This is a genomic window from Treponema medium, assembly GCF_017161265.1.
GTDB lineage: Bacteria > Spirochaetota > Spirochaetia > Treponematales > Treponemataceae > Treponema > Treponema medium.
Genome location: NZ_CP031393.1, coordinates 2,326,013 through 2,345,454 on the forward strand (window position 1 = coordinate 2,326,013; position 19,442 = coordinate 2,345,454).

The following is a 19,442-nucleotide window of genomic DNA, read 5'->3' on the forward strand; positions in this document are numbered from 1 at the left end:
TTTAAAATATAACAGGATGATCAAGAATGCCGGAAGACGAAGGAAAAGATTTAAAAGGCGAGTTAATCATAGACGGGCGTTTTGAATGGTGGTCAAAAAAAGATGCTGCAAATGTAATAAATCACGGTTATTCATTCAAGGAAATTGAGCCTGTTTTTAATGACCCGTTTTTCTTTGAAATGTATGATCGAAAACATTCTACAGACACACAGAAAAGATATTTCGGACTCGGAAATTTAGCTGATAAATTTCTTGTTTTACAGGTAAGTTTTACCGATGAGGAGCGTATTCACTTGATTACAGCTCGCGATGCTACACCAAAAGAACGGGAGATGTATTATGAACACATTAGAAGACTTTATCGCTAAATGTGAGGCGAATGGGAAGTCTTATGATGAAATTAATTTGAAAGACGCACCCGAACTGACAGAAGAAGATTTTGCAACGGGGTATTTTAAGTATTGGAAGCCGCCTCAGAAAGTGATTACAATGCGTATAGACCTTGATAATTTAGATTGGCTGCAAAGCGTAGGCAAAAAAAATTATCAAGCTCGTCTCAATAATGCATTGCGTTGGGCTCGTCTGAATAATTGTCCTGTAACGCAGCTTTGAATGAAGCGCTCGTTTTCATCTGATGCGATAAAGGAAATAACTATGGCTGATATGTTGGTAAACTTGCTCCGGCTGCCTCCGGCAGAAGAGCTTTACGCAGAATTGCAGCGGAAATACGATGTGCATATCCGGCGCGCGATGACGCCTGATAAGTTCCGAATCGTTGAATGGGTAAAAGAACATTCCACTTTAAGCGCAGCAGGCGAATGCGATACCTGCTTTTCCCGCATACCGGTGAGCTGCTTTATCGCTACCCGCGGGCAGAACATACTCGGATATGCGTGCTATAACGCAACTGCGCCCGACTTTTTCGGCCCTACAAAGGTATTGGAAGATGAACAGGGGAAAGGAATCGGCAAAGCGCTGTTGCTCGCATCGCTCCATGCCTTACGCAACGAAGGGTATGCCTATGCCATTATCGGAGGAGTAGGCCCCGAAGCCTTCTATCAAAAAACCGTCGGCGCGGTTTTAATTGATGGCTCTACCCCCGGTATTTACAAAGACTTTCTGCCCAAACTCTAGGGCGTGGAGCCTGTGTTTTTATCCCAAAGGTTAGCGATGGGAGCTGCGCCGAAGGCGTTCCGGAACGAAAGGGTATAACATTTATTTTTCTGCGTAAATGAGGCTGCTTTGGATATAGGTTTTTATTGCCAAGCCGTGTCCCCATTTCTTTGCGTATTCGTCTGAAACATCTTTTGAACGTATGATTATGTTGATAAAGCCGATTTTTTCAAAGGTGTCTTTTATCTGCTCCGCAGACCAAGCTCCCCCCACTCACGTTTTTACCATATCGGGATCAGAGATCCATTCGTGCGGCAAAGCAGCCTTTAAAGTGATGTCGGAAATCGCGACTCTTCCGCCTTTGCGAAGACAGCGGTAAAGCTCTGAATACACTCCATATTTATCCGTTGACAAATTTATCACGCAATTACTCATGATGAGATCGAGGGAACTATCGGAAAGCGGAATATGTTCAATTTCGCCAAGTATAAATTCGCAATTGGTAAACCCGTTTTTTACGGCGATTTCCGAAGCGCGGCTGATCATAGTTTTTGAGCTGTCAAGCCCGAAAACTTTTCCGTTTTTACCGACAGCTTTTGACGCTATAAAGCAGTCAAGTCCTCTTCCGCATCCTAAGTCAAGAATGGTTTCGTTTAAGCGGGGCTTGGCAGCTTCTTGCGGATTTCCACAGCCGAGCCCGAGGTCGGCCTCTTTCGGAATGCCGACCAAATCTTGTGCGGCATAGCCTATCGAAGTCGTTATCTTTTCAGCCTCACCATGTACGGAAAGGCTTCCCTGTGCCAGATTTTCGTAATGCTCTTTGACGGCTTCTTTCACCGCATTCTTATCGTAACTCATTCAAATGATTATATCCTCGCTTGCTCTTTTAGACTATACCGTTCCATGTGAACTGTTTACAATGAGGCATCTCCTAAAACGCTTAAGTGTGTTGCGGTTCTTTACTGAAACAACTCGGCAAGTTCTTCATTGCTCATCTTGCCGATCCACGATTCGCCGCCGCTCAAGGTCATCTGAGAAATATGCCGCTTCTTTTGAATCATCTCGTCGATTTTTTCTTCAAAGGTACCGGCGCAGATAAAACGGGACACAAATACGGTGTTGTGCTGCCCGATTCGGAATGCGCGGTCGGTCGCCTGATCTTCTATCGCAGGGTTGTACCAGAGGTCAAAGTGGATAACGCGGGTCGCAGCGGTAAGGTTCAAGCCGGTACCGCCTGCCTTGAGCGAAATAAGAAAGATGCGCTGTGCCGGATCGGTTTGGAACGATTCGACTGCGTCTTTCCGTGCGGTAAGCGGCATCTGTCCGTGCAAGAGGAGCGGCTCATCGCCGAATTGCTCATGTATCAGCTTCCGCAGTAAAAAGAGCGTTTGCGTGTATTGGCTGAAAATTAAGGTCTTTTCGCCGGCGTCCAATATTTCGCCGAGCAGCTGCATCAGCGCGGCGGTTTTTCCGGAAAGCGCGATATCGGTCTGAAAGCTTTCGTCGTAGACATGGGGATGGTTGCACACCTGCTTTAAGGCGGTCAGCAGTTTCAGTACCAACGCATTCCGCTGAATCCCATCTTCCGTCTTCAACACGCTTTTCAGCTGCGTTTCAACAAGGCTTTCGTACAGCGCAATTTGCTCCGGCGTCAGACGGCAGTATTGCGGCGTAATCACTTTTTCCGGTAAGTCGGAAATAACGGCAGGGTCGGTTTTAAGGCGACGGAGTAAAAACGGCGCAGTAATTTTTTGGAATGATTCCGCAGTCTCCGCATCGCCGTGCAGCTCGATGGGTATGCGCCATTTTTTACGGAAGGTTTCCGCAGAGCCGAGATAGCCCGGGATGATAAAATCGAACAAGGCGCGCATATCCTCAAGACTGTTTTCAACCGGCGTACCGGTCATCGCGATGCGGGACTGTGCCTGCACGAACCTGAGCGCTTGGGCGTTTTTGGTCTGCGTATTTTTAACCGCCTGCGCTTCGTCGATGATAAGGCAGTCAAAGATCTTTTCAGAAAGTTTTTTTACATCCCGCTGGAGGGTCTGATACGTCGTAATATGAATGTCAGACTTTGCTGAAAACCGCCGCCCCTGTCCGTGCAAGATTGTACAACGCAGCGACGGAGCAAAGGTGTGCAGCTCATATTCCCAGTTCGGCAAAAGACTTGCCGGAGCCGCGATAAGGATGCCGCTATGCTCAAAGCCTTGTTCTTTCAATTTGAGAATGAGGGCGATAACTTGCAGCGTTTTGCCGAGCCCCATATCATCACCCAATAGACAGCCGAAACCGCTTTTAATGGTAGAATAGAGCCACTGAAAACCTTTTTCCTGATACGGCCGGAGCGTTGCCTGCAATGTGCGGGGCACTGCGGCATCCGTTTCCCGAAAGAGCGAATAAGAAAACGGCGCGCCGTCCGCCATTACGGTATCTCCGGTCAGCGTCCCTTGTATGACCTCGTTGATATCGGGTCTTTCGTGCTGCATGGTTTCGAGAAGACGCGCCGTGTGTTCGGGATCGACAAGGATGTAGCGGTCGTTAAATTTCACCAAACCGCTGCTCTGCTTCATCAATGCGCGGAATTTCTTGGCGCTGATTACGGTATCGCCGAGCATAATGCTGCGGTCATAGTCCATCAGGTTATCAAGGCTGAGGTACGACTGTACGGAGCCGGCTCCCTTTTGTCGTTTCAGCTGGAACACCGCCCGCGGTTTCAGCGCCCGCTGCAATGTCTTAGGCAGCACGACCTCTATCCCAAAACGGGAGAGGAGCGGCGCCGCCGTCCGTAAAAACACCGCCGTCTCTTCCTGCGTAAGCGGAACCGACTTTTGCCCGATCATCTCCGTTAATTTCGGCAGATATGCGGAAAGCGCAATCGCGAACTCCACCGTTTTGCTTTCCAGCTGTACGGAGTCGGCGATACGGGAAAACGGTACGAACCGGTTGTTCGTTTCTTCGCTGTGGCAAACCTCGGCGGAAATCTGAAAGTCGGATTTTTTCGCTTCCTCTAAAATGAGCCGAAAACGGAGGCTGTTGCTGTCGTAGTAGAGCGCGGCAAGCCAGCGGGTAATCGATGCGGGAAGGCGGCGCATACCCGGCGCCTTCGTATTGATAGTCGCGCCTTGGAAAAAGAGAGTCGCAATTCCCTGTTCCGCTTGGCGGATACCGGCGGGCATAAAACCGGTAGTATGTACATATTCGGTGAGGAACGCCGTCAGTAGCAGTTCGGCGCAGTACCGCCTGCCCCAGCTCTTAACTTGCGGAAAAAATGCTTCGGTAATAAAGGAAGCGCAGCGGTCGATTGCTGCGGAAACAGCCTGCGCCGAAGTCAGCGGCTTCCAAAATATCGCCAGTTTCCGCGTTACCGGATCGAGAAACACCGCCGGCAGCAGTGCGGATTCGGCGATGAGCCGCTCTCCGAGTGTCAGTACCGTATATGCCGCCTTCATACCGTCAGGAGAATCCGTAAGGGGCGTAACGCCGCGCAGGAGGTGAAGTGCTTGCACGAGTGTCAGCGCCGCCTCCGTACCGTTCGGAAGCCGCACGCGGAGCTGCAACGCTGCTTCTTTCTGCAAGGGAAAAGCCGGAACGCCTGCCGTTTTTTGCTTCGGCAGTTTTGCCGTATCGAGCCGAACCTGCGTGTACAAAAGGCGGCTTGAACCGCACAGCGTTGCCGCCGAGGCGCAGTCCGTACCGGATTTCATTAAAACGGCAATCCGCTGCTCAAGCGTCAACTCGAATTCTTTGTTCTGCCGGACAATTAGTTTATGATATAGCTCTTTAAAGGCTGCAACCAAGTCATCATCATAGAAGGGTGTAAGCGGCGGAAGCAGCGCGGAAATCAGCGGTAAAAACGATTCTTCAAGCGGAAAGCGGGGAAGCTCCGCCGGTACGTCCTGTGCAGGCTCATCCGCACGGCGCAGGGATAGCGGCACCGGATGTTCGTATTCAGGGTCTGACGGCACCGGAAGGGGCGATGTTTTAGTTGCCCTACCCGCCGCGCCGGATTGCCTCGCTTTCCTTTGCGCTCCGGCAGTTGAGGCATTACCGGTTACCGGTGTTTCAAGCGCGGTATCGGATACTTGACCGGCTATTGTTCCACCGGCAGCAACCGTATCAGTATTTGGTATTTCAAATATCGCAGTACCTGCCGCCGGTGTAACATCCATTGCGGAATCCGCCGCCGTATTATCCGCCGGTGATGCGCCCTGCTCCGGTACGACGGTTAGAGCCGGTTCGGCGGACATATTCCCTGCGGCGGGCAGTATTTTTGCCCGCAGTTCGGCAAGATCGATTCCCGCAAGCTGAAAGAGGAGCCGCGGATCGTGGTCGATTTCTTTCGCGAGTATATACAGCACCGCAGCGATGTGTTTACACAGAGAGGCTGAGTCGGGACAGGAACAATCGCTTTCGATAAGGCTCCAGCGGCGGGGAATAAACCGTATATCCTTTGCCTCAAAGAGCGTTACAAGACGTTCCGTCATCGTACCGTTTCCCAACGCGATGAAGTCGGCGGGATGCTCCGTTAAGATTTTTTCCAATTTTTTTTGATTCGGCTCGGAAATACGGGGAAAGGTGAGCGAAATATAGTACCACGGGTCGTAATGCCCCGCGACACGGGCAGCAACTTTATTGCCGCTAATCACAAGGGAGTCTACCTTGCCGGTATTCGCATAACTTTTCCCCCGCGACACCCGCCCGTCGCCGTCATAACTTTCGAGCATCCGTAAAAACCATGCGCCCCACGGCGTTGTTCCGTACTTACTGCGTGCCATAGACTGATTTTATCGAATTTTTAGCGAAGATACCAGCTGAGAAAGTAATCCTTAATGATATTATAAAAATTCCCCTAATATGCCTGAACCAACTAAGTCTGTATTTACCTATTATAACTTTGAAAGAAAAGGTTATTGTTTTAAAAATTAGTTAGTTAAAAAAGGTATAAACTATCACCCGTTTTTTTCCAATAGGTTTTTAACGGGTTCCAATTATCAGTTATTTTAATAGTTTCTGCAGCGAGCCGATTTATCGCCTCTGATGCATTTTCGTCAGATACATCGTCTATCTGCGATAATTGCCATGCAAAAAATTGAATAGGAACAGGATGTGTGATTGTATTTTGAGGAGTTATTAATTGAGTGGTAAATAAAGGCACATAATAATACCGCGGGAGTTTTCTACGATCCGATGTTATAACATCTCCGCAATAAAAATAATCTTCTAAATTATTTTTTATACAGGCATCGTTTTTAAGAAAGATATTTTTACCCGTTTCATTTACAACAAGCACGTTTATCGGAGTACTATTCTCAAAAACAATTCTGTCATTAGTTTGTGTTTTTATCCGCGCTCCATTTACGCTAATAAGTTCGCATACACTGCCCTCATAAACTTCAAAAACAACTCTGTTTGAATGTGCCGAGCTTCTATACGGATCATTACGCTTTAATATTGTATACAACGATTTATCAACTTTTTTACCCAACTCTTTTACATTTGTGATGGATACGACTACTCTCCAATCGGATTGATTGTCAACTATAAATGTTGCTGTTTTTTTTCCACACCCCACTAGCGCTAACACCAGCAGCAATAAAACAGCAATCTTTTTCATGGTAAACTCCTTTATTATTCAACTTCTTCTTATGACAACGTAGAGTGTACGTTGCACAACAACAGTGTATTAAAACCTCCGCAGGAATAAACCTTACAACGGCAGTGGTTCGATCTTCTCTTTGTAAATGCGGCGCATAAAAAAGATACACGCGATGATGGAAACAACTTCGGCAATGAGGTACGACCACCATATAGCATTGATATCACCGGACAGCGAAAGCAGATATGCCGCTGGGAGAAGTGCAACGATTTGACGCACAAACGTCGCGATCATGCTGTAGACCGCGCTACCGAATGCTTGAAATACCGAAGAAAAGGTAATACCGAGCGCCGCACCGAGAAAGCTGCATGCGATGATGCGGATTGCAGGAACGCCGATCGCGAGCATCGCAGGAGATGCGTCGAACAGCCCCAAAAGCTGCGCAGGGAACAATTCAAAAAGCGCCATCCCGAAAAGCATAACCCCCATCGCAAGCAAAAGACCGTTCCGTATCGTAGCGGTAATCCGTTTCCTGTTCCGTGCTCCGTAGTTGTACGCGATAATCGGCACCATACCGTTATTCAGCCCGAACACCGGCATAAAGATAAAACTATTTAGCTTAAAGTATACGCCGTACACCGCAATCGCAGTGCTCGAAAAAGCGCTCAGGATGATGTTGAGAAAGTAGGTGGTAATCGATGTTATCGAGCTGAGAAGGATAGACGGCACGCCGACCTTATAAATTTCCGCAACGATGCGTGGTTCGGGAAGAAGGTTTTTAAGCTTAAACTGAATTTCATGGTTTTTTGTTACGTTAAAAAAAATCGATACACAGAGGCCGAGAATCTGCCCCAATACGGTTGCGAGTGCCGCGCCCCGAATACCCATTTTCGGAAACGGTCCAATCCCGAATATCAGCAGCGGGTCGAATACGACATTGAAAATCGCACCGGAAAGCTGCGAGTACATCGTATACAACGTCAGTCCCGTCGATTGGAGCAACCGGTCAAACGTAATACCGAAAAAGAGCGCAAATGACATACGGAGTACGATGTCCAAATACGCTTCCCCGTAGGAAACAATTCCGGCGTCTACTCCCTGCGAGGCAAGATAGGGGCGTACCAGTAAAATTCCTGTAATAAAAAAAACGATAAAGTTACAGGCTGCCAGAAAAACGGCGTTCATTGCGGTTTTATTGACATCCTCTTGATTCCGCTGACCGAGCCGTTTGGACAGTAGCGCATTAACGCCGACACCCGTACCTACGGCAAAGGAAATCATCAGGTTTTGAATGGGAAAGGCAAGCGATACGGCTGTCAATGCATCCTCGCTGATTTTTGCCACGAAGATACTGTCCACGATATTATACAACGCCATAATGAACATCGAAAACATCATCGGCAACGACATATTGAGGATGAGCTTCATAATCGGCATAACGCCCATCTTGTTTTCAGCCGGACCGATAGGTCTTGCCTTTACTTCTTCCATTTACCTCACCTTAGAGAATCTCAGGCAAACCTCTAAAACTCGCGTTTTTAAAGGTTCTTTCTATAACAAAAATATAAAACAGTATTTGTATAGAACTCTTTTTAATCAATCGAGCAGAGCGTCCAAGTCCGCACAAATCTTTTTTTTATCCAGTTTTTGCCCGATAATGCAGAGCTTAATCATCCGGTCGCCGACTTTTTCGTCCCATTCTTCCCTCATCCGAGGTTCTTGGGCGAGGACTTTTTCCTGTTCTCTCTTAGAAGCGGTTGCGAGCCATCTGCCTGAAAGACCTGCTTGAATTTGCCGTCCGGAGGTTTCAAAGACATAAGCCATATCCTGCTCATCGCTGAACCAGATTACTCCCTTGGAGCGGATAATGTTGCGCGGCCATACCCCTGCATATTTTTCAAGCTTTTCCCTGTTAAAAGGACGGCGGCGGTAATACACAAAAGAGCCGATACCATACTCATCCTCATCCGCGCCTTCATGCTTATGTTCGTGATGATGGTGGTGGTGATGCCCATGCCCTTCATGCTCATCATGTCCGTGATGTTCGTGCTCGTCGCCGCAGTGTTCATGATCGTCATGGTGGTCGTGATCGCAGTGCTCATGGTCATGCTCACACTCCTCATCGTCGTCGTCGTCATACTCTTCCGCACGTTTTTCCAGCTCGGCAACCCAGCCTGCACTTTCAAAAACTTTTTCAAAGTCGAACCGCTTTGTTGCAAGCAGATCCTCCAGCGGTACCTGACACCGTGTTGTCTCTATCACTTTAACATGGGGCTGGAGCTTATTGACAACTGCCCGCACTTTTTTCATCTGGTCTTCCGTTACCAAATCTTTTTTATTGATAATGAGTGTGGAGCAAAACTCAATCTGTTGGACGAGGAGCGATTCGATATCTTCTTCTCCCATATCCTTTTTTAACAGCTGCGCCCCCTCGGAAAACTCATCCACCAGCCGCTTTGCATCGACAACGCTGACAACATTATCCAAGTAACCGTTTTCGATTGTTTCAATAGCTTGCGCAATCGGCATCGGCTCGCACACGCCGCTCGATTCAATGAGAAGGTAGTCGTACTTTCCCGACGCAATGAGGTTTTCAATCTGCATCACAAGGTCAGTTTTAAGCGTACAGCAGATACAACCGTTAGTAAGCGGCACAAGGCTGCTTTTATCCGTGATATTGGCGTCCTTCTCTATCAAACTCGCATCGATATTGATTTCGCCGATATCGTTGACAATAACTGCTACCTTGTAACCCTTTTGGTTTGCAAGAATCATATTCATCAAGGTTGTTTTGCCCGCGCCTAAGTATCCGCAGAGCAAGGTAATCGGTACTAATGGTTTTTTCATATATTTCTCCTATCTAAAAACAATAAAACATGAATATACTGTAAAATAATATAAAATGGAAGAACTTTTTAAAATATGCATACCGCCTGCCAAATATTCTGCATTATGACCGCTCTTGATATTTAAAATATATAATATATAAGAAAATTACATTATAAATGTTGTGGTATTATCCAAAAACTTCCGCTTTCCGTTGCATTTATTGCTGATTCTGTTAGCCTTTTGAAAATAACTTCTGCTTAATTTCACGAACATCCCTGTCCGTTCCGAAATTAAAAGGTGCGAGCAAAAATAAAGCGAGGACACGCCAAAGAATGTATGTCCTGTACATTCTTTGGCTGCGTGTTTAGTCTTACGTCTAAACACAATTCTACTTTACACCACCGCCATCCGTGACGGTACTGATGTCGAGGATTTTCAATTTAAAACGGCGGTTTTCTAAAGATGAATTGTCCCCTGCCCTTTTCGCCTAAAAATTCGTTATTCTTTACGATTAATTCCCCACGGCTGAATACGGAATCGATGGTGCATTGCACCTTCATCCCTTCATAGGTGCAGTAATCGCAGGCGCTTTTCAGGTTTTTCTTTGTCAGCACTTCTTCGGCATTTGGATTGATAATCGTAATGTCGGCATCGGCGCCGGGCAGGAGGCAGCCTTTTTGAGGATACATACCGAAGATGCGGGCAGGATTTGCCGCCATCACCTGTACGAAGCGCTCCAACGAAATCCGCTTTTTTTGTACGCCCTCGGAGAAAATAATCCGCACCCGCTCTTCAATCCCGGGAGCGCCGCCCGGCCCCTTGGTAAAATCGCCCTTAGTATCCATCTTCTCTTTTAACAGGAAGGGACAATGGTCGGTTGCGACGACTTGGATATCACCGTTTGCAAGTCCAATCCAGAGCGCTTCTATATCCTGCTTTCTGCGCAGGGGCGGCGCCATGATATATTTCAGCCCTTCGATATTTTCAGGATCATCGGGACTGCCGTTCTCATTTCCGTATTTTTCTTCCGAAAGCGTCAGATACTGCGTACAGGTTTCTACAAACAGCCGATTAACGTGTTGCCGTCCCTCTACAACGCTGATAAGCGCCTCTCCCGTAGAAAGGTGCACGATGTACAACGGCGCATCCCCCGCCATTTCCGAAAAATGAATAAGGCGGGAAACAGCCTCGGCTTCCGTTTCGTTAGGACGACTGCGTGCATGGTAAATAGGCAGCATTTTCTTTTCTTTTACGAATTTCGATCGGAGATAATTGATAAGCGAATCGTTTTCCGAATGCACGGTTAAAATACCGCCCGCTTCTTTCACGGTTTGCAGCAAGCGGTAAAAGCCCGTATCGTCAATTTTAAATCCGTAGGTCGTATAGGCTTTAAAGCTCGTAATACCTTCATTTTTAATGATGCCGGATAGCTCCTGCAAAATTGCATCATCCACATGCTGAATAACGCCGTGAAAGCCGTAGTCGATAACCGCTTTTTTTGCAAGCTCATGGTATCGGTCTATGGAATAATGCAGATTACATCCGGCGGGACCGAAAGCGATATGGTCGATAACGGAGGTTGTACCGCCGCAAGCTGCTGCAACGGTACCGGTGTAAAAGTCATCGACGGCACGATACTGTGGAGACTGCTGCAACTCAAGATGTGTATGTGCATCAATCAACCCCGGCATGACATAACAGCCGGGAACTTCATACACGGCATCAAAATCGACGGGATTAAAATGTCCGATTCCGGTTATTTTGCTGCCGGTTATTGCAATATCCGCCTTAAACGTATCGTTTTCGGTTACGAGCGTACCGCCCGTTATCAATGTCTTTTTCACAATTTCTCCTCCTTATCTATGGACAGCTCTAAAAGCCCTGTTAGATTTTTAGAGTTATCTCTATACAACTTTTCATATACAAAAAATGCCGATCAGACTTACGATGACCCAATCGGCATTTTTGTATTTAATTTTTAATCGTCGTCCACCATAATGCGTAAGATAACCTTATCGGTTTCCCGCATACCGTCGGCAGCAACGGCGCCTACACCGGCGATGGTCTTTTCTATGTCGCCTTTTACAATACCTTCGCCGGGTTCAAACACTCGGTTCTGCATTGCAAGGTAATGCGCATTCAACGCCGCATCAACCGATGTGGCAATCTTCGAGGCACACGAGGGCTTGGCACCGTCGCAGACAATTCCTGACACAACTGCAAGGGTATTGGTAATCGTCTCGCATACCTGTTCATAGCTTCCGCCTGAAAGATATGTAACGGCAGCGCCGCTTCCGCAACCTGCACTGACAGCTCCGCAATAGGCGGAAAGCCGTCCGATCCGCGTCTTTTGATGAATCGCAATCAAGTTACTGACCAGTAACCCGCGTAACAGCTTATCATGCGGAAGCTTTCTTTCTTCGGCAAACACGATAACCGGTAGCGATGCCGTCAATCCCTGATTGCCGCTGCCCGAATTGGTAACGACCGGCAAAGTACAGCCGCTCATACGAGCATCGGAACCCGCCGCGGCAGCAGCCTGTGCACGGATTTTTAGGGTAACGGCCTGCTCAGCCTCAGCAGCCTTTAGGAGATTCGCCCCCGCGTTAATTCCGTAGCGGTGCTCCAATCCTTCCTGCGCAATACGGGTATTATAATCGATCTGGCGTTCCAGTATCGGACGGACGCGGTCGAGGTCTATCGTATCGGCAAACTCAAGAATCTTTTTTACCGACAATCCCGACCGGTCTGTCAGCGCGGCATTTGCACTGGCAGGATCAAACGGAACGGATAGTATGTCTTTTCCGTTTTTTGTTTTACGCACGATATTCGTATGCTGATGGATAATTTCAACCGATGCGCTATCGGCACCGGCAAAAACTTCTACAATAAAATGCAGAGAAGCTACCGTATCCAACAAGGAAACCTTACAAGGAATTTTTGCCAAAAATTCCTTGGTGCGAGCGATATCGGCTTCGGTTATGTCGGCAAGAACCTCAAGTCCCTTATCGGGATTGCCGCCGATAATACCGATTGCCGCCGCCGCCGGAATTCCCTTCATATTGCCCGAATTAGGGACGGTAACACTCTTTACATTTTTAATAATGTTACCGCTGCTTTTGATACACACACGGTCGGGAATTTCGCCGAGCAAAGCACGAGCATGAGCGCCCGCATACGCTATGGCAATCGGTTCGGTACAGCCGAGCGCAGGAACCAACTCTTCTTGAAGGATCGCAATAAATTGATTACAGTCTAAGTCCGTGAGTTCCATACCTTACGCCTGTTTTAACGTTCCATCCGGTTTATAGAATACACCACGCAGAATAAGCGCAAGCGCTCCGTCTCCGGTTACATTGCAGGCTGTACCGAAGCTGTCCTGTAGGGCGAAGATGGCGATCAATAAGCCGGTACCGATTTCGTCAAAACCGAGTATGCTGATAACGATACCGAGCGAAGCCATAACCGTTCCGCCGGGTACGCCGGGCGCTCCGACAGCGAATACACCGAACAGGAATGAGAACAAGACCATTGTTCCGATTGAAGGAACCGAGCCGTACAACATCTGAGATATCGTCATTGCAAAGAATGTTTCGGTAAGAACGGAACCGCATAAATGGGTTGTCGCTCCCAGCGGGATAGCAAAGTCAACGATATCAGACGGAAGAGCACTGGATTTATGCGCGCAGCGTAATGCAACCGGCAAGGTTGCAGCGCTCGACATCGTACCGACTGCGGTGGCATACGCAGGGCCGTAGTGCTTTACCACTTCAAGCGGATTCTGCTTTGAAACCGCACCACCGATGAGGTACAACAGCGTCATCCAGATAAAATGACCGATGAGTACAATAATAATAACTTTCAAGAATACGGGAAGCTGGCGGGTTAAGCTACCGCTGTACGCAAGCTCGGCAAAGGTTGTCGCAATAAAGAACGGCAGTACCGGTACGATAACGCGGTTTACAATTTCAAGTACCATTGCCTGAATTTCTTTTAAGAGTTTTTCAACCGCAGCAGCCTTTGTCCAAATAACCGAAATACCGGCTAAGATAGCCAATACCAGCGCGGTCATAACCGGCATAATCGGCTGTATGTTCAGCGAGAACGCCGTAGAGGGTATTTCCACCAATTCGGCAGCCTGTGACGGAATATGCAGGAATGGAATAAGAATATATCCGGCTACAGCCGAAAACAAAGATGCCCCGACTGCGGACAAATACGATATCAGCAAAAAGACACCAAGCATTTTCCCCGCATTTGCTTTTAAATCGCAAATTGCCGGAGCAATAAAACCGAAGATAACGAGCGGAACCGCAAAAAAGATCAGCGAACCGAGCAACCTTTTAATGGTCGCAATAATCCCCATCACCGGAGCGGGTACAAACAACCCGAGCAACACACCGGCAAGAATCCCCAAAGCAAGCTGCGGTAACAGTCCCAATTTTCTACCGCTTTGTTTTTCCATAATAGTAGACCTCCTCTCTACAATTACAACAGTGATTGCCCCTCAGTCAAAATGAAGCAGGGCAATTCACAATCGGGGATATTATATACCTGCTTTTTTCCATTTGTCAAATTATATAAAGAAAAGAAAAACATCGCTGCTCTGACAGGATGTCGGGGGCTTTAAACAGTATCGAGTTTTTTTAATAAAAACTCGAAGCTCAGCAATGTCCACGGATGGACATTGCTGAACGATGGCATCCTTGGCGAATCTGCAATAGAAATGTACTTCCAATTTTTGGGATATGATACGAAAAAACGCTCTATGATGAGAAAAAAAAGGCGCTAAGTTTTTCTTCGTTCTGTGGAGACATGGCATAATCCCCCACAATGCCGCCGTCCCCCAAGTGTAAAATACGGGTACAAGCGGAAATCAAAAACTCATAATCATGTGTTACGACAAAAAGCACTTTGCCCATAGCAGAGAGAGTTTGAAAGAGTCGGGAAACATTGACCATACTGTCATAATCCAACCCGCTGGTAGGTTCATCAAAAATTAAAATGTCTCTCCGGCATACCATACTTACCGCGACTGCTGCACGTTGCTTTTGTCCGCCGGAAAGCGTGCTGGGATGTACATCCCGGTACTCCCAAATACCAAGCTGTTCCATCGCCTGTTCGGCAGCTTCATAATCCGGAGATTGTATACCGAAACAGCACTCCTTTTCCACGGTGTCTGCAAAAAGTTGATAGCCCACTTCCTGCATCACCATATAACAATGCTGCAAACGCTCTTTTGCACTCAGTATCTTGCCATTCCACGTAACCGTTCCAGCCGTCTCTCTGTGTAAGCCGCACAAGGCACGGGAAAATGTTGACTTTCCCGTACCATTATGTCCGATAATCCCGATGATTTCTCCCGGTACAGCGCAAAGATTAACTCCGGCAAGTACTGTATGCTCATGATGTGCAAGACAAAGATTCTGAATTTCTAATATGGGTTTTTCGTATTTCCGTACTCTATCGGGAATACAAATGTGAGATAAGTCCATCGTTCTCAATCCCATATTGCACCGATCAGCTTCTGAAATGTTACATACTTGCCCCGATGTCAAGGATTGCCGGATCGTTCCATGCTCCATATAGAGAATGCGGTCCGCAATATCTTTAAGATAATGGATCCGATGTTCAGCTATCACAATAGTCTTTCCTTGCTTTTTTAATAATACCACTATTTTTCGCAAGCTTTCGATGGCTGCCGTATCCAAATTGGAAGAAGGTTCATCCAATAAATAAATATCAGGCGAAAGAGCATAGATAGAAGCGAATGCAACTTTTTGCTTCTCTCCGCCCGATAACGCAGCAACCCGTCTTCCGCTCAGTGTTTCGATTTGCAAATCACGAATTGTTTTACTCAACCGCTCTGTCATCTTTTCTCTCGTCCAAGCGAGATTTTCCATGCCGAATACCATTTCACTGTCTGTGTCTACGTTAAAAAACTGTGAACGGGGATTTTGAAATACAGAGCCTATGTGTTCTGCAAGTTGATACAGAGGTGTTGCCTGAACAGACTTTCCGTTAATCAATACTGAACCGGATAATTCTCCGGAATAGAAAGAGGGAATAAGACCATTGATTAATCTGATCAATGTCGTTTTTCCGCATCCGCTCCGGCCGCACAGCAATACACATTCTCCATCGCTAATTGTTAAGTCAATGTGAGATATATTCGCGTTTTGCACGGAGTTGTGGTAACTGAAAGATAGCTTTTCCATCTCTATCATGCTGTAATCATCCTATGCGTTATTCCGCCCTATCATAAATAGGATAGAAATCACAAAAAAAACGGTAAAAGCAAAAGCACACACAACATCTTTCCACGTAAAACGAATATCCGCCATACAGCTTCTCTGCTTTGGGTTTTCCAGCCCGCGAGTAATAGAGGCTGCGGAAAGTTCATCCGCCACTTTGAGGGCGGACATCATCATCGGAACATAAATACATTCAACAGTACGAATAGGATGAGTCAACAAACTTTTCACGGTAGGCGCGACATCCCTCATTCTCATTGCGTCGTGAATAAAGCCCCAGTCTTCCCGAACCATCGGGATATATCGAATCATCACCGTCATAGGAATGATGACAGACTTAGGGACGTGAATACGATGCATCGCTGCCATAAATTCATTCACCTGCGTGGTTCCAACTAATATGCCGCCCATCATCGCACAAGGAAATATTTTCCGAATATAAAAGGTAAATGTTACAATGGCGATTTGCAGCCAGCCGGTCATCCCATAAATTCCTATTTGATATAAGATTATAAGGGATGTGTATATTCCGGTCATTTTTAAAGTAAACCGTTTTTCTCCGCAGCTCAATCCGACTATCGTAATGAGTGCTACCAGTGCAACCTCATAATATACTGTCGGCGCAAGAAAGAGGTCTACGGTACCGACGAGCAGCATATAAAACTTTGTTCGGGGATCCAAGTGCTGTGTTTTACAAAAAATATCCGCCGAAAACGGTGCAGTCATTACACCAACCCGGCTTTTTCAAAATGTTTTCTGAGTAAGTGCTGCCCAAATTTTCCGCTGATACATGAACAGATCAAATTGCCGGCAATCATAGCAGGCAGTACCCATAGATGCGCGTTGGCAATCATCGTATCCATATACGCCTGCTCCGTTCCATTTTTCACGAGATAGTCTACATACGCATCACGATTGATCCACAGCATTGCATAGGAAAAAATAGGACTGATGACAAAAATCATATAAGCAAATAAATTTCGGGTCTTGCTTTTGAAATTCGTAGAGCCTGCTACTAATTCTGCTGCTACTCCTAAAATGATATATGCTAAGCACATCAGCCAATACATTCCCGTTACGAACAAAACACCGCCTACTAAAATGCCGGTAATGAAAATAGGTCCATGCTTCGGAACTTTAGCAATAATTAACATAAAAACCGGTCCGCAGAGCAGTGCAATCGACAATGGACACAGAAATGTCAAAACGGGAAAAAATCCGAATATCAGCTCGCCGATAAAGGCACAAACCACATAAAGCGCTGCTAAAATTCCGGTAGTAATCAAGTCCCGTGTTGTAAGACCTTTTTTACTCATTTCATTTGCCATAGAGAAATCCTCCTCATATCATAGTTAGGAAAAATAATGGTTTTTATTTTTTTCCATTCGTACCCATTTGCATCATGACTAAAATATGCTATGTTTTGATAGTTAGGCACGGCTAACGAGTATGAGCTACTATAGTTATCCGGTGAGGCGCTGTCAAACAGACCTAACAAGCTTACAAGCTTTTTGTATATATGCTAAATAATGGTTATATATCAATTTATCTTTTTTAGCATTACCATATACGCGGCGTTTAAGGACATAAAAAAAGATGTTTGGGGACATTATTGAAAGTGAGGAATCTAATCTGTGACAGAGGGAAATCAACAGCAGACATTTCATAATTTGGGAGATGCCTCTTTTTATATGAGAGACTACCATTTTAATGAAACGGATGAAAAAAAATGCGGAACTATTCATACCTACTATCCTCCGGCAAAGGCAGGACACGGTATCATGTATCAGGTGCAGCCGGCTGAAGGCATTTTTCTTTCCGTTAGTGACTGGACTCCATATCACGATATGGAGCGCCAATACCAACTCGAACATAAAATGATAAAAATGTATTATTTGGAGTCAGGGGAAGTAAAGCTCATTCAAAATGGAAAGCGCACTGCCGTAATTCAAGAAGGAATAAATCTATATCTAAATCGCCCTTCCAAAGGACGGGTTCTCTATCGGGCCGGTATTCCAATCCGGTATGTATCGGTACTTCTTCTTGAAGATTATTTTCTTCCTTTCCTTCAAAGCCGGTATGCATCTGACGGCTTGCATTATGCAGCCTTGTTTTCTTGGCACGAATGTAATTATAACACACCGGAAATCGGCAGCATTTTTCTTCAGATTAAACACAAGATTCTTTCAGGAGAAACATCAAGCCTCTACTATGAAAGCAAGGTGTGGGAACTTCTGTCTGTTGCTGCAGGAAATGTTCAGCGGCACGGAAAACAAGTAAGTGTTTCTTTAAACCGGACTAAGGCTTGTCTTTCTCCCATTGAACGCAAGGCCTTGGAGCGAGTCAGGTTTGCTATTGAGCATTCTATTCTAAACCCTCCACGCTCGGAAGAATTATGCAGTATAGCAGCTATGGGGCATACAAAATTCCGCCGAACTTTTCGGCTCCTTTATGGTCTTTCGCCCCGTGAGTATATTTTAAAAGCACGGATGCAATATGCATGTTTGTTACTATCTAAACCAGCATTGTCAATCGGAGGTATTGCTGCACATCTCGGCTATGCGAATGCCGGAAAATTTTCTCGTGCATTCCGAAAATTGTATCATCAATCGCCGGCTGAATACCGAGCATCGGTTCAAATATCTTCCGTATGATACCGTCTGTTTACCGATTTTTTGGTGCGCCCGTGTGATCAGTTCTTTGAATCGTTCCGCTAGCGTATTTTCAGACTTTTTTTGCTGTACAGATATTCCCAGCTGTAAAGCTAACTGTGTAAAAGACCTTTTAAAGTTTCTCTTGTTTCATAATTTTTCGCATTAAAATCCAGATACGACACCGGCTTAAAAATTTTTACTTCCCTATCACCGCCTGATAGACTAACTATGCTATTAGTTAATTGGGACAATTACTGAAAATCTAGTGTATGTTCGATTTTAATTTTTTAAGGAGAAACACCGATGGAAAAAGTTATTTGGTGCGGCAAACAGTGGCTTAATAATTGTAGCCCTCATTATATAGAGCCGGTTTTTGGGGTCAAACGGTTCGAAAGAGCGGAAAAAAATACGAATTGGTTTCAAAAACAACATGATAAAAAAACATTCGCAGACTTCTTGAAAGACGCTATCGAAAAAAAATAATTTAGAACAGAGGAGAGAATCAGCAGGCAACTAAGATGCCCTATTATTGGTATTAAGTATGGTTGGTATATTTTGGCTTCTTCCCGATTTATCTGATTTATTTTATGTCGATAAAACAGACATTACATTTGCACAAAAATATGGTGATTGGCTACTATCTCAAGAAGACCATAGTAATGTATGGGAGAAATTAAAACAAAATGGGTATTTGCACTATTTACCGAAAAGGTACAGAGATGAGTATTGGAAATTACCAAGAGGCAGGGTCTCATATAATATAGTACTTGGTAAATATTATGTATATCATGGCAATTGGTTTTTAATAAAACATGCAAAAATTATTGAGAAAAAATTTGAGCTTCCAGTCAATCACATCGTTTATGAAGAAGACGAACACTATTCGAATAATATCAGTTGTTAAAAAGATTTTTTCACCTCTATCATCGCCTGATAGACTAACTATGCTATTAGTATAGTCAGTTGGGACAATTACTGAATGGGAAGCGAGGGGAA

At 45.8% G+C, this 19,442-nt stretch carries 18 protein-coding genes; 6 read left to right on the plus strand and 12 right to left on the minus strand.

What is annotated here, in order from left to right:
• Positions 1-26 precede the first annotated feature (26 nt).
• From DWB79_RS10145 to DWB79_RS10155, 3 genes are read left to right on the plus strand one after another with little or no spacing between them, the layout of a single operon-like run.
• Entirely contained in the window at positions 27-368 is a 342-nt protein-coding gene (locus DWB79_RS10145) for a BrnT family toxin (protein WP_016523953.1), read from the plus strand.
• Positions 340-612 carry a BrnA antitoxin family protein gene (locus DWB79_RS10150; RefSeq protein ID WP_016523954.1) on the plus strand — a complete coding sequence of 91 codons (273 nt, stop codon included), beginning with the start codon at positions 340-342 and terminating at the stop codon, positions 610-612. Before DWB79_RS10145 ends, DWB79_RS10150 begins: the two co-directional genes overlap by 29 nt.
• A 42-nt stretch (positions 613-654) precedes the next feature.
• A complete protein-coding gene (locus DWB79_RS10155; protein WP_006188065.1) occupies positions 655-1,134 on the plus strand; it encodes a GNAT family N-acetyltransferase in 480 nt (159 codons plus the stop codon).
• A gap of 81 nt (positions 1,135-1,215) precedes the next feature.
• Here DWB79_RS10155 and DWB79_RS10160 read toward each other — a convergent pair whose 3' ends face one another.
• The 12 genes from DWB79_RS10160 to DWB79_RS10215 all read right to left on the minus strand — a co-directional run bounded on the left by DWB79_RS10160 (position 1,216) and on the right by DWB79_RS10215 (position 17,120).
• On the minus strand, positions 1,216-1,386 hold the full coding sequence (locus tag DWB79_RS10160; RefSeq protein WP_006188064.1) for a hypothetical protein: 171 nt from the start codon (positions 1,384-1,386) through the stop codon (positions 1,216-1,218).
• Positions 1,387-1,971: a methyltransferase domain-containing protein gene (locus DWB79_RS10165; RefSeq protein WP_006188063.1), complete on the minus strand. Its 585-nt coding sequence runs from the start codon at positions 1,969-1,971 to the stop codon at positions 1,387-1,389.
• A 101-nt stretch (positions 1,972-2,072) separates the two neighbouring features.
• The gene (locus DWB79_RS10170) at positions 2,073-5,888 is read right to left on the minus strand and encodes a DEAD/DEAH box helicase (protein WP_016523955.1); all 3,816 of its coding nucleotides are present in this window, start codon (positions 5,886-5,888) and stop codon (positions 2,073-2,075) included.
• 155 nt (positions 5,889-6,043) lie between these two features.
• Complete coding sequence (locus tag DWB79_RS10175) at positions 6,044-6,727, minus strand: hypothetical protein (RefSeq protein WP_016523956.1); 684 nt, start codon at positions 6,725-6,727, stop codon at positions 6,044-6,046.
• Positions 6,728-6,820: 93 nt separating this feature from the next.
• Positions 6,821-8,200: an MATE family efflux transporter gene (locus tag DWB79_RS10180; RefSeq protein WP_016523957.1), complete on the minus strand. Its 1,380-nt coding sequence runs from the start codon at positions 8,198-8,200 to the stop codon at positions 6,821-6,823.
• Between the two features lie 105 nt (positions 8,201-8,305).
• Positions 8,306-9,556: a CobW family GTP-binding protein gene (locus tag DWB79_RS10185; protein WP_016523958.1), complete on the minus strand. Its 1,251-nt coding sequence runs from the start codon at positions 9,554-9,556 to the stop codon at positions 8,306-8,308.
• A gap of 422 nt (positions 9,557-9,978) precedes the next feature.
• The gene (gene hydA, locus DWB79_RS10190; RefSeq protein WP_016523959.1) at positions 9,979-11,382 is read right to left on the minus strand and encodes a dihydropyrimidinase; all 1,404 of its coding nucleotides are present in this window, start codon (positions 11,380-11,382) and stop codon (positions 9,979-9,981) included.
• A 134-nt stretch (positions 11,383-11,516) separates the two neighbouring features.
• A complete protein-coding gene (locus tag DWB79_RS10195; RefSeq protein ID WP_016523960.1) occupies positions 11,517-12,812 on the minus strand; it encodes an L-cysteine desulfidase family protein in 1,296 nt (431 codons plus the stop codon).
• Positions 12,813-12,815: 3 nt separating this feature from the next.
• A complete protein-coding gene (locus tag DWB79_RS10200) occupies positions 12,816-14,003 on the minus strand; it encodes a dicarboxylate/amino acid:cation symporter (RefSeq protein ID WP_016523961.1) in 1,188 nt (395 codons plus the stop codon).
• A 301-nt stretch (positions 14,004-14,304) separates the two neighbouring features.
• Entirely contained in the window at positions 14,305-15,765 is a 1,461-nt protein-coding gene (locus tag DWB79_RS10205) for an ABC transporter ATP-binding protein (protein ID WP_016523962.1), read from the minus strand.
• Between the two features lie 12 nt (positions 15,766-15,777).
• Positions 15,778-16,518 carry an energy-coupling factor transporter transmembrane component T gene (locus tag DWB79_RS10210; protein WP_016523963.1) on the minus strand — a complete coding sequence of 247 codons (741 nt, stop codon included), beginning with the start codon at positions 16,516-16,518 and terminating at the stop codon, positions 15,778-15,780.
• A complete protein-coding gene (locus tag DWB79_RS10215; protein WP_016523964.1) occupies positions 16,518-17,120 on the minus strand; it encodes an MptD family putative ECF transporter S component in 603 nt (200 codons plus the stop codon). The genes DWB79_RS10210 and DWB79_RS10215 overlap by 1 nt, the downstream gene beginning before the upstream one ends.
• Positions 17,121-17,483: 363 nt before the next feature.
• Here DWB79_RS10215 and DWB79_RS10220 point away from each other — a divergent pair, with 363 nt between their 5' ends.
• The 3 genes from DWB79_RS10220 to DWB79_RS10230 all read left to right on the plus strand — a co-directional run bounded on the left by DWB79_RS10220 (position 17,484) and on the right by DWB79_RS10230 (position 19,350).
• Positions 17,484-18,446: an AraC family transcriptional regulator gene (locus DWB79_RS10220; protein WP_156831517.1), complete on the plus strand. Its 963-nt coding sequence runs from the start codon at positions 17,484-17,486 to the stop codon at positions 18,444-18,446.
• A gap of 303 nt (positions 18,447-18,749) precedes the next feature.
• Positions 18,750-18,929: a hypothetical protein gene (locus DWB79_RS10225; RefSeq protein ID WP_016523966.1), complete on the plus strand. Its 180-nt coding sequence runs from the start codon at positions 18,750-18,752 to the stop codon at positions 18,927-18,929.
• A 58-nt stretch (positions 18,930-18,987) separates the two neighbouring features.
• Positions 18,988-19,350 (plus strand): hypothetical protein, encoded by a 363-nt coding sequence (locus tag DWB79_RS10230; protein WP_016523967.1) that lies wholly within the window; start codon positions 18,988-18,990, stop codon positions 19,348-19,350.
• Positions 19,351-19,442: the final 92 nt, after the last annotated feature.

Bases quoted from the DNA above. Each gene is read 5' to 3' on its own strand.
- DWB79_RS10175 (WP_016523956.1), bottom strand. From the start codon at position 6,727: ATGAAAAAGATTGCTGTTTTATTGCTGCTGGTGTTAGCGCTAGTGGGG.
- DWB79_RS10215 (WP_016523964.1), bottom strand. From the start codon at position 17,120: ATGGCAAATGAAATGAGTAAAAAAGGTCTTACAACACGGGACTTGATT.
- DWB79_RS10150 (WP_016523954.1), top strand. From the start codon at position 340: ATGAACACATTAGAAGACTTTATCGCTAAATGTGAGGCGAATGGGAAG.
- DWB79_RS10205 (WP_016523962.1), bottom strand. From the start codon at position 15,765: ATGATAGAGATGGAAAAGCTATCTTTCAGTTACCACAACTCCGTGCAA.
- DWB79_RS10180 (WP_016523957.1), bottom strand. From the start codon at position 8,200: ATGGAAGAAGTAAAGGCAAGACCTATCGGTCCGGCTGAAAACAAGATG.
- DWB79_RS10195 (WP_016523960.1), bottom strand. From the start codon at position 12,812: ATGGAACTCACGGACTTAGACTGTAATCAATTTATTGCGATCCTTCAA.
- DWB79_RS10145 (WP_016523953.1), top strand. From the start codon at position 27: ATGCCGGAAGACGAAGGAAAAGATTTAAAAGGCGAGTTAATCATAGAC.
- DWB79_RS10225 (WP_016523966.1), top strand. From the start codon at position 18,750: ATGGAAAAAGTTATTTGGTGCGGCAAACAGTGGCTTAATAATTGTAGC.
- DWB79_RS10230 (WP_016523967.1), top strand. From the start codon at position 18,988: ATGGTTGGTATATTTTGGCTTCTTCCCGATTTATCTGATTTATTTTAT.
- DWB79_RS10220 (WP_156831517.1), top strand. From the start codon at position 17,484: ATGAGAGACTACCATTTTAATGAAACGGATGAAAAAAAATGCGGAACT.
- DWB79_RS10210 (WP_016523963.1), bottom strand. From the start codon at position 16,518: ATGACTGCACCGTTTTCGGCGGATATTTTTTGTAAAACACAGCACTTG.
- DWB79_RS10170 (WP_016523955.1), bottom strand. From the start codon at position 5,888: ATGGCACGCAGTAAGTACGGAACAACGCCGTGGGGCGCATGGTTTTTA.
- DWB79_RS10155 (WP_006188065.1), top strand. From the start codon at position 655: ATGGCTGATATGTTGGTAAACTTGCTCCGGCTGCCTCCGGCAGAAGAG.
- DWB79_RS10185 (WP_016523958.1), bottom strand. From the start codon at position 9,556: ATGAAAAAACCATTAGTACCGATTACCTTGCTCTGCGGATACTTAGGC.
- DWB79_RS10200 (WP_016523961.1), bottom strand. From the start codon at position 14,003: ATGGAAAAACAAAGCGGTAGAAAATTGGGACTGTTACCGCAGCTTGCT.
- DWB79_RS10165 (WP_006188063.1), bottom strand. From the start codon at position 1,971: ATGAGTTACGATAAGAATGCGGTGAAAGAAGCCGTCAAAGAGCATTAC.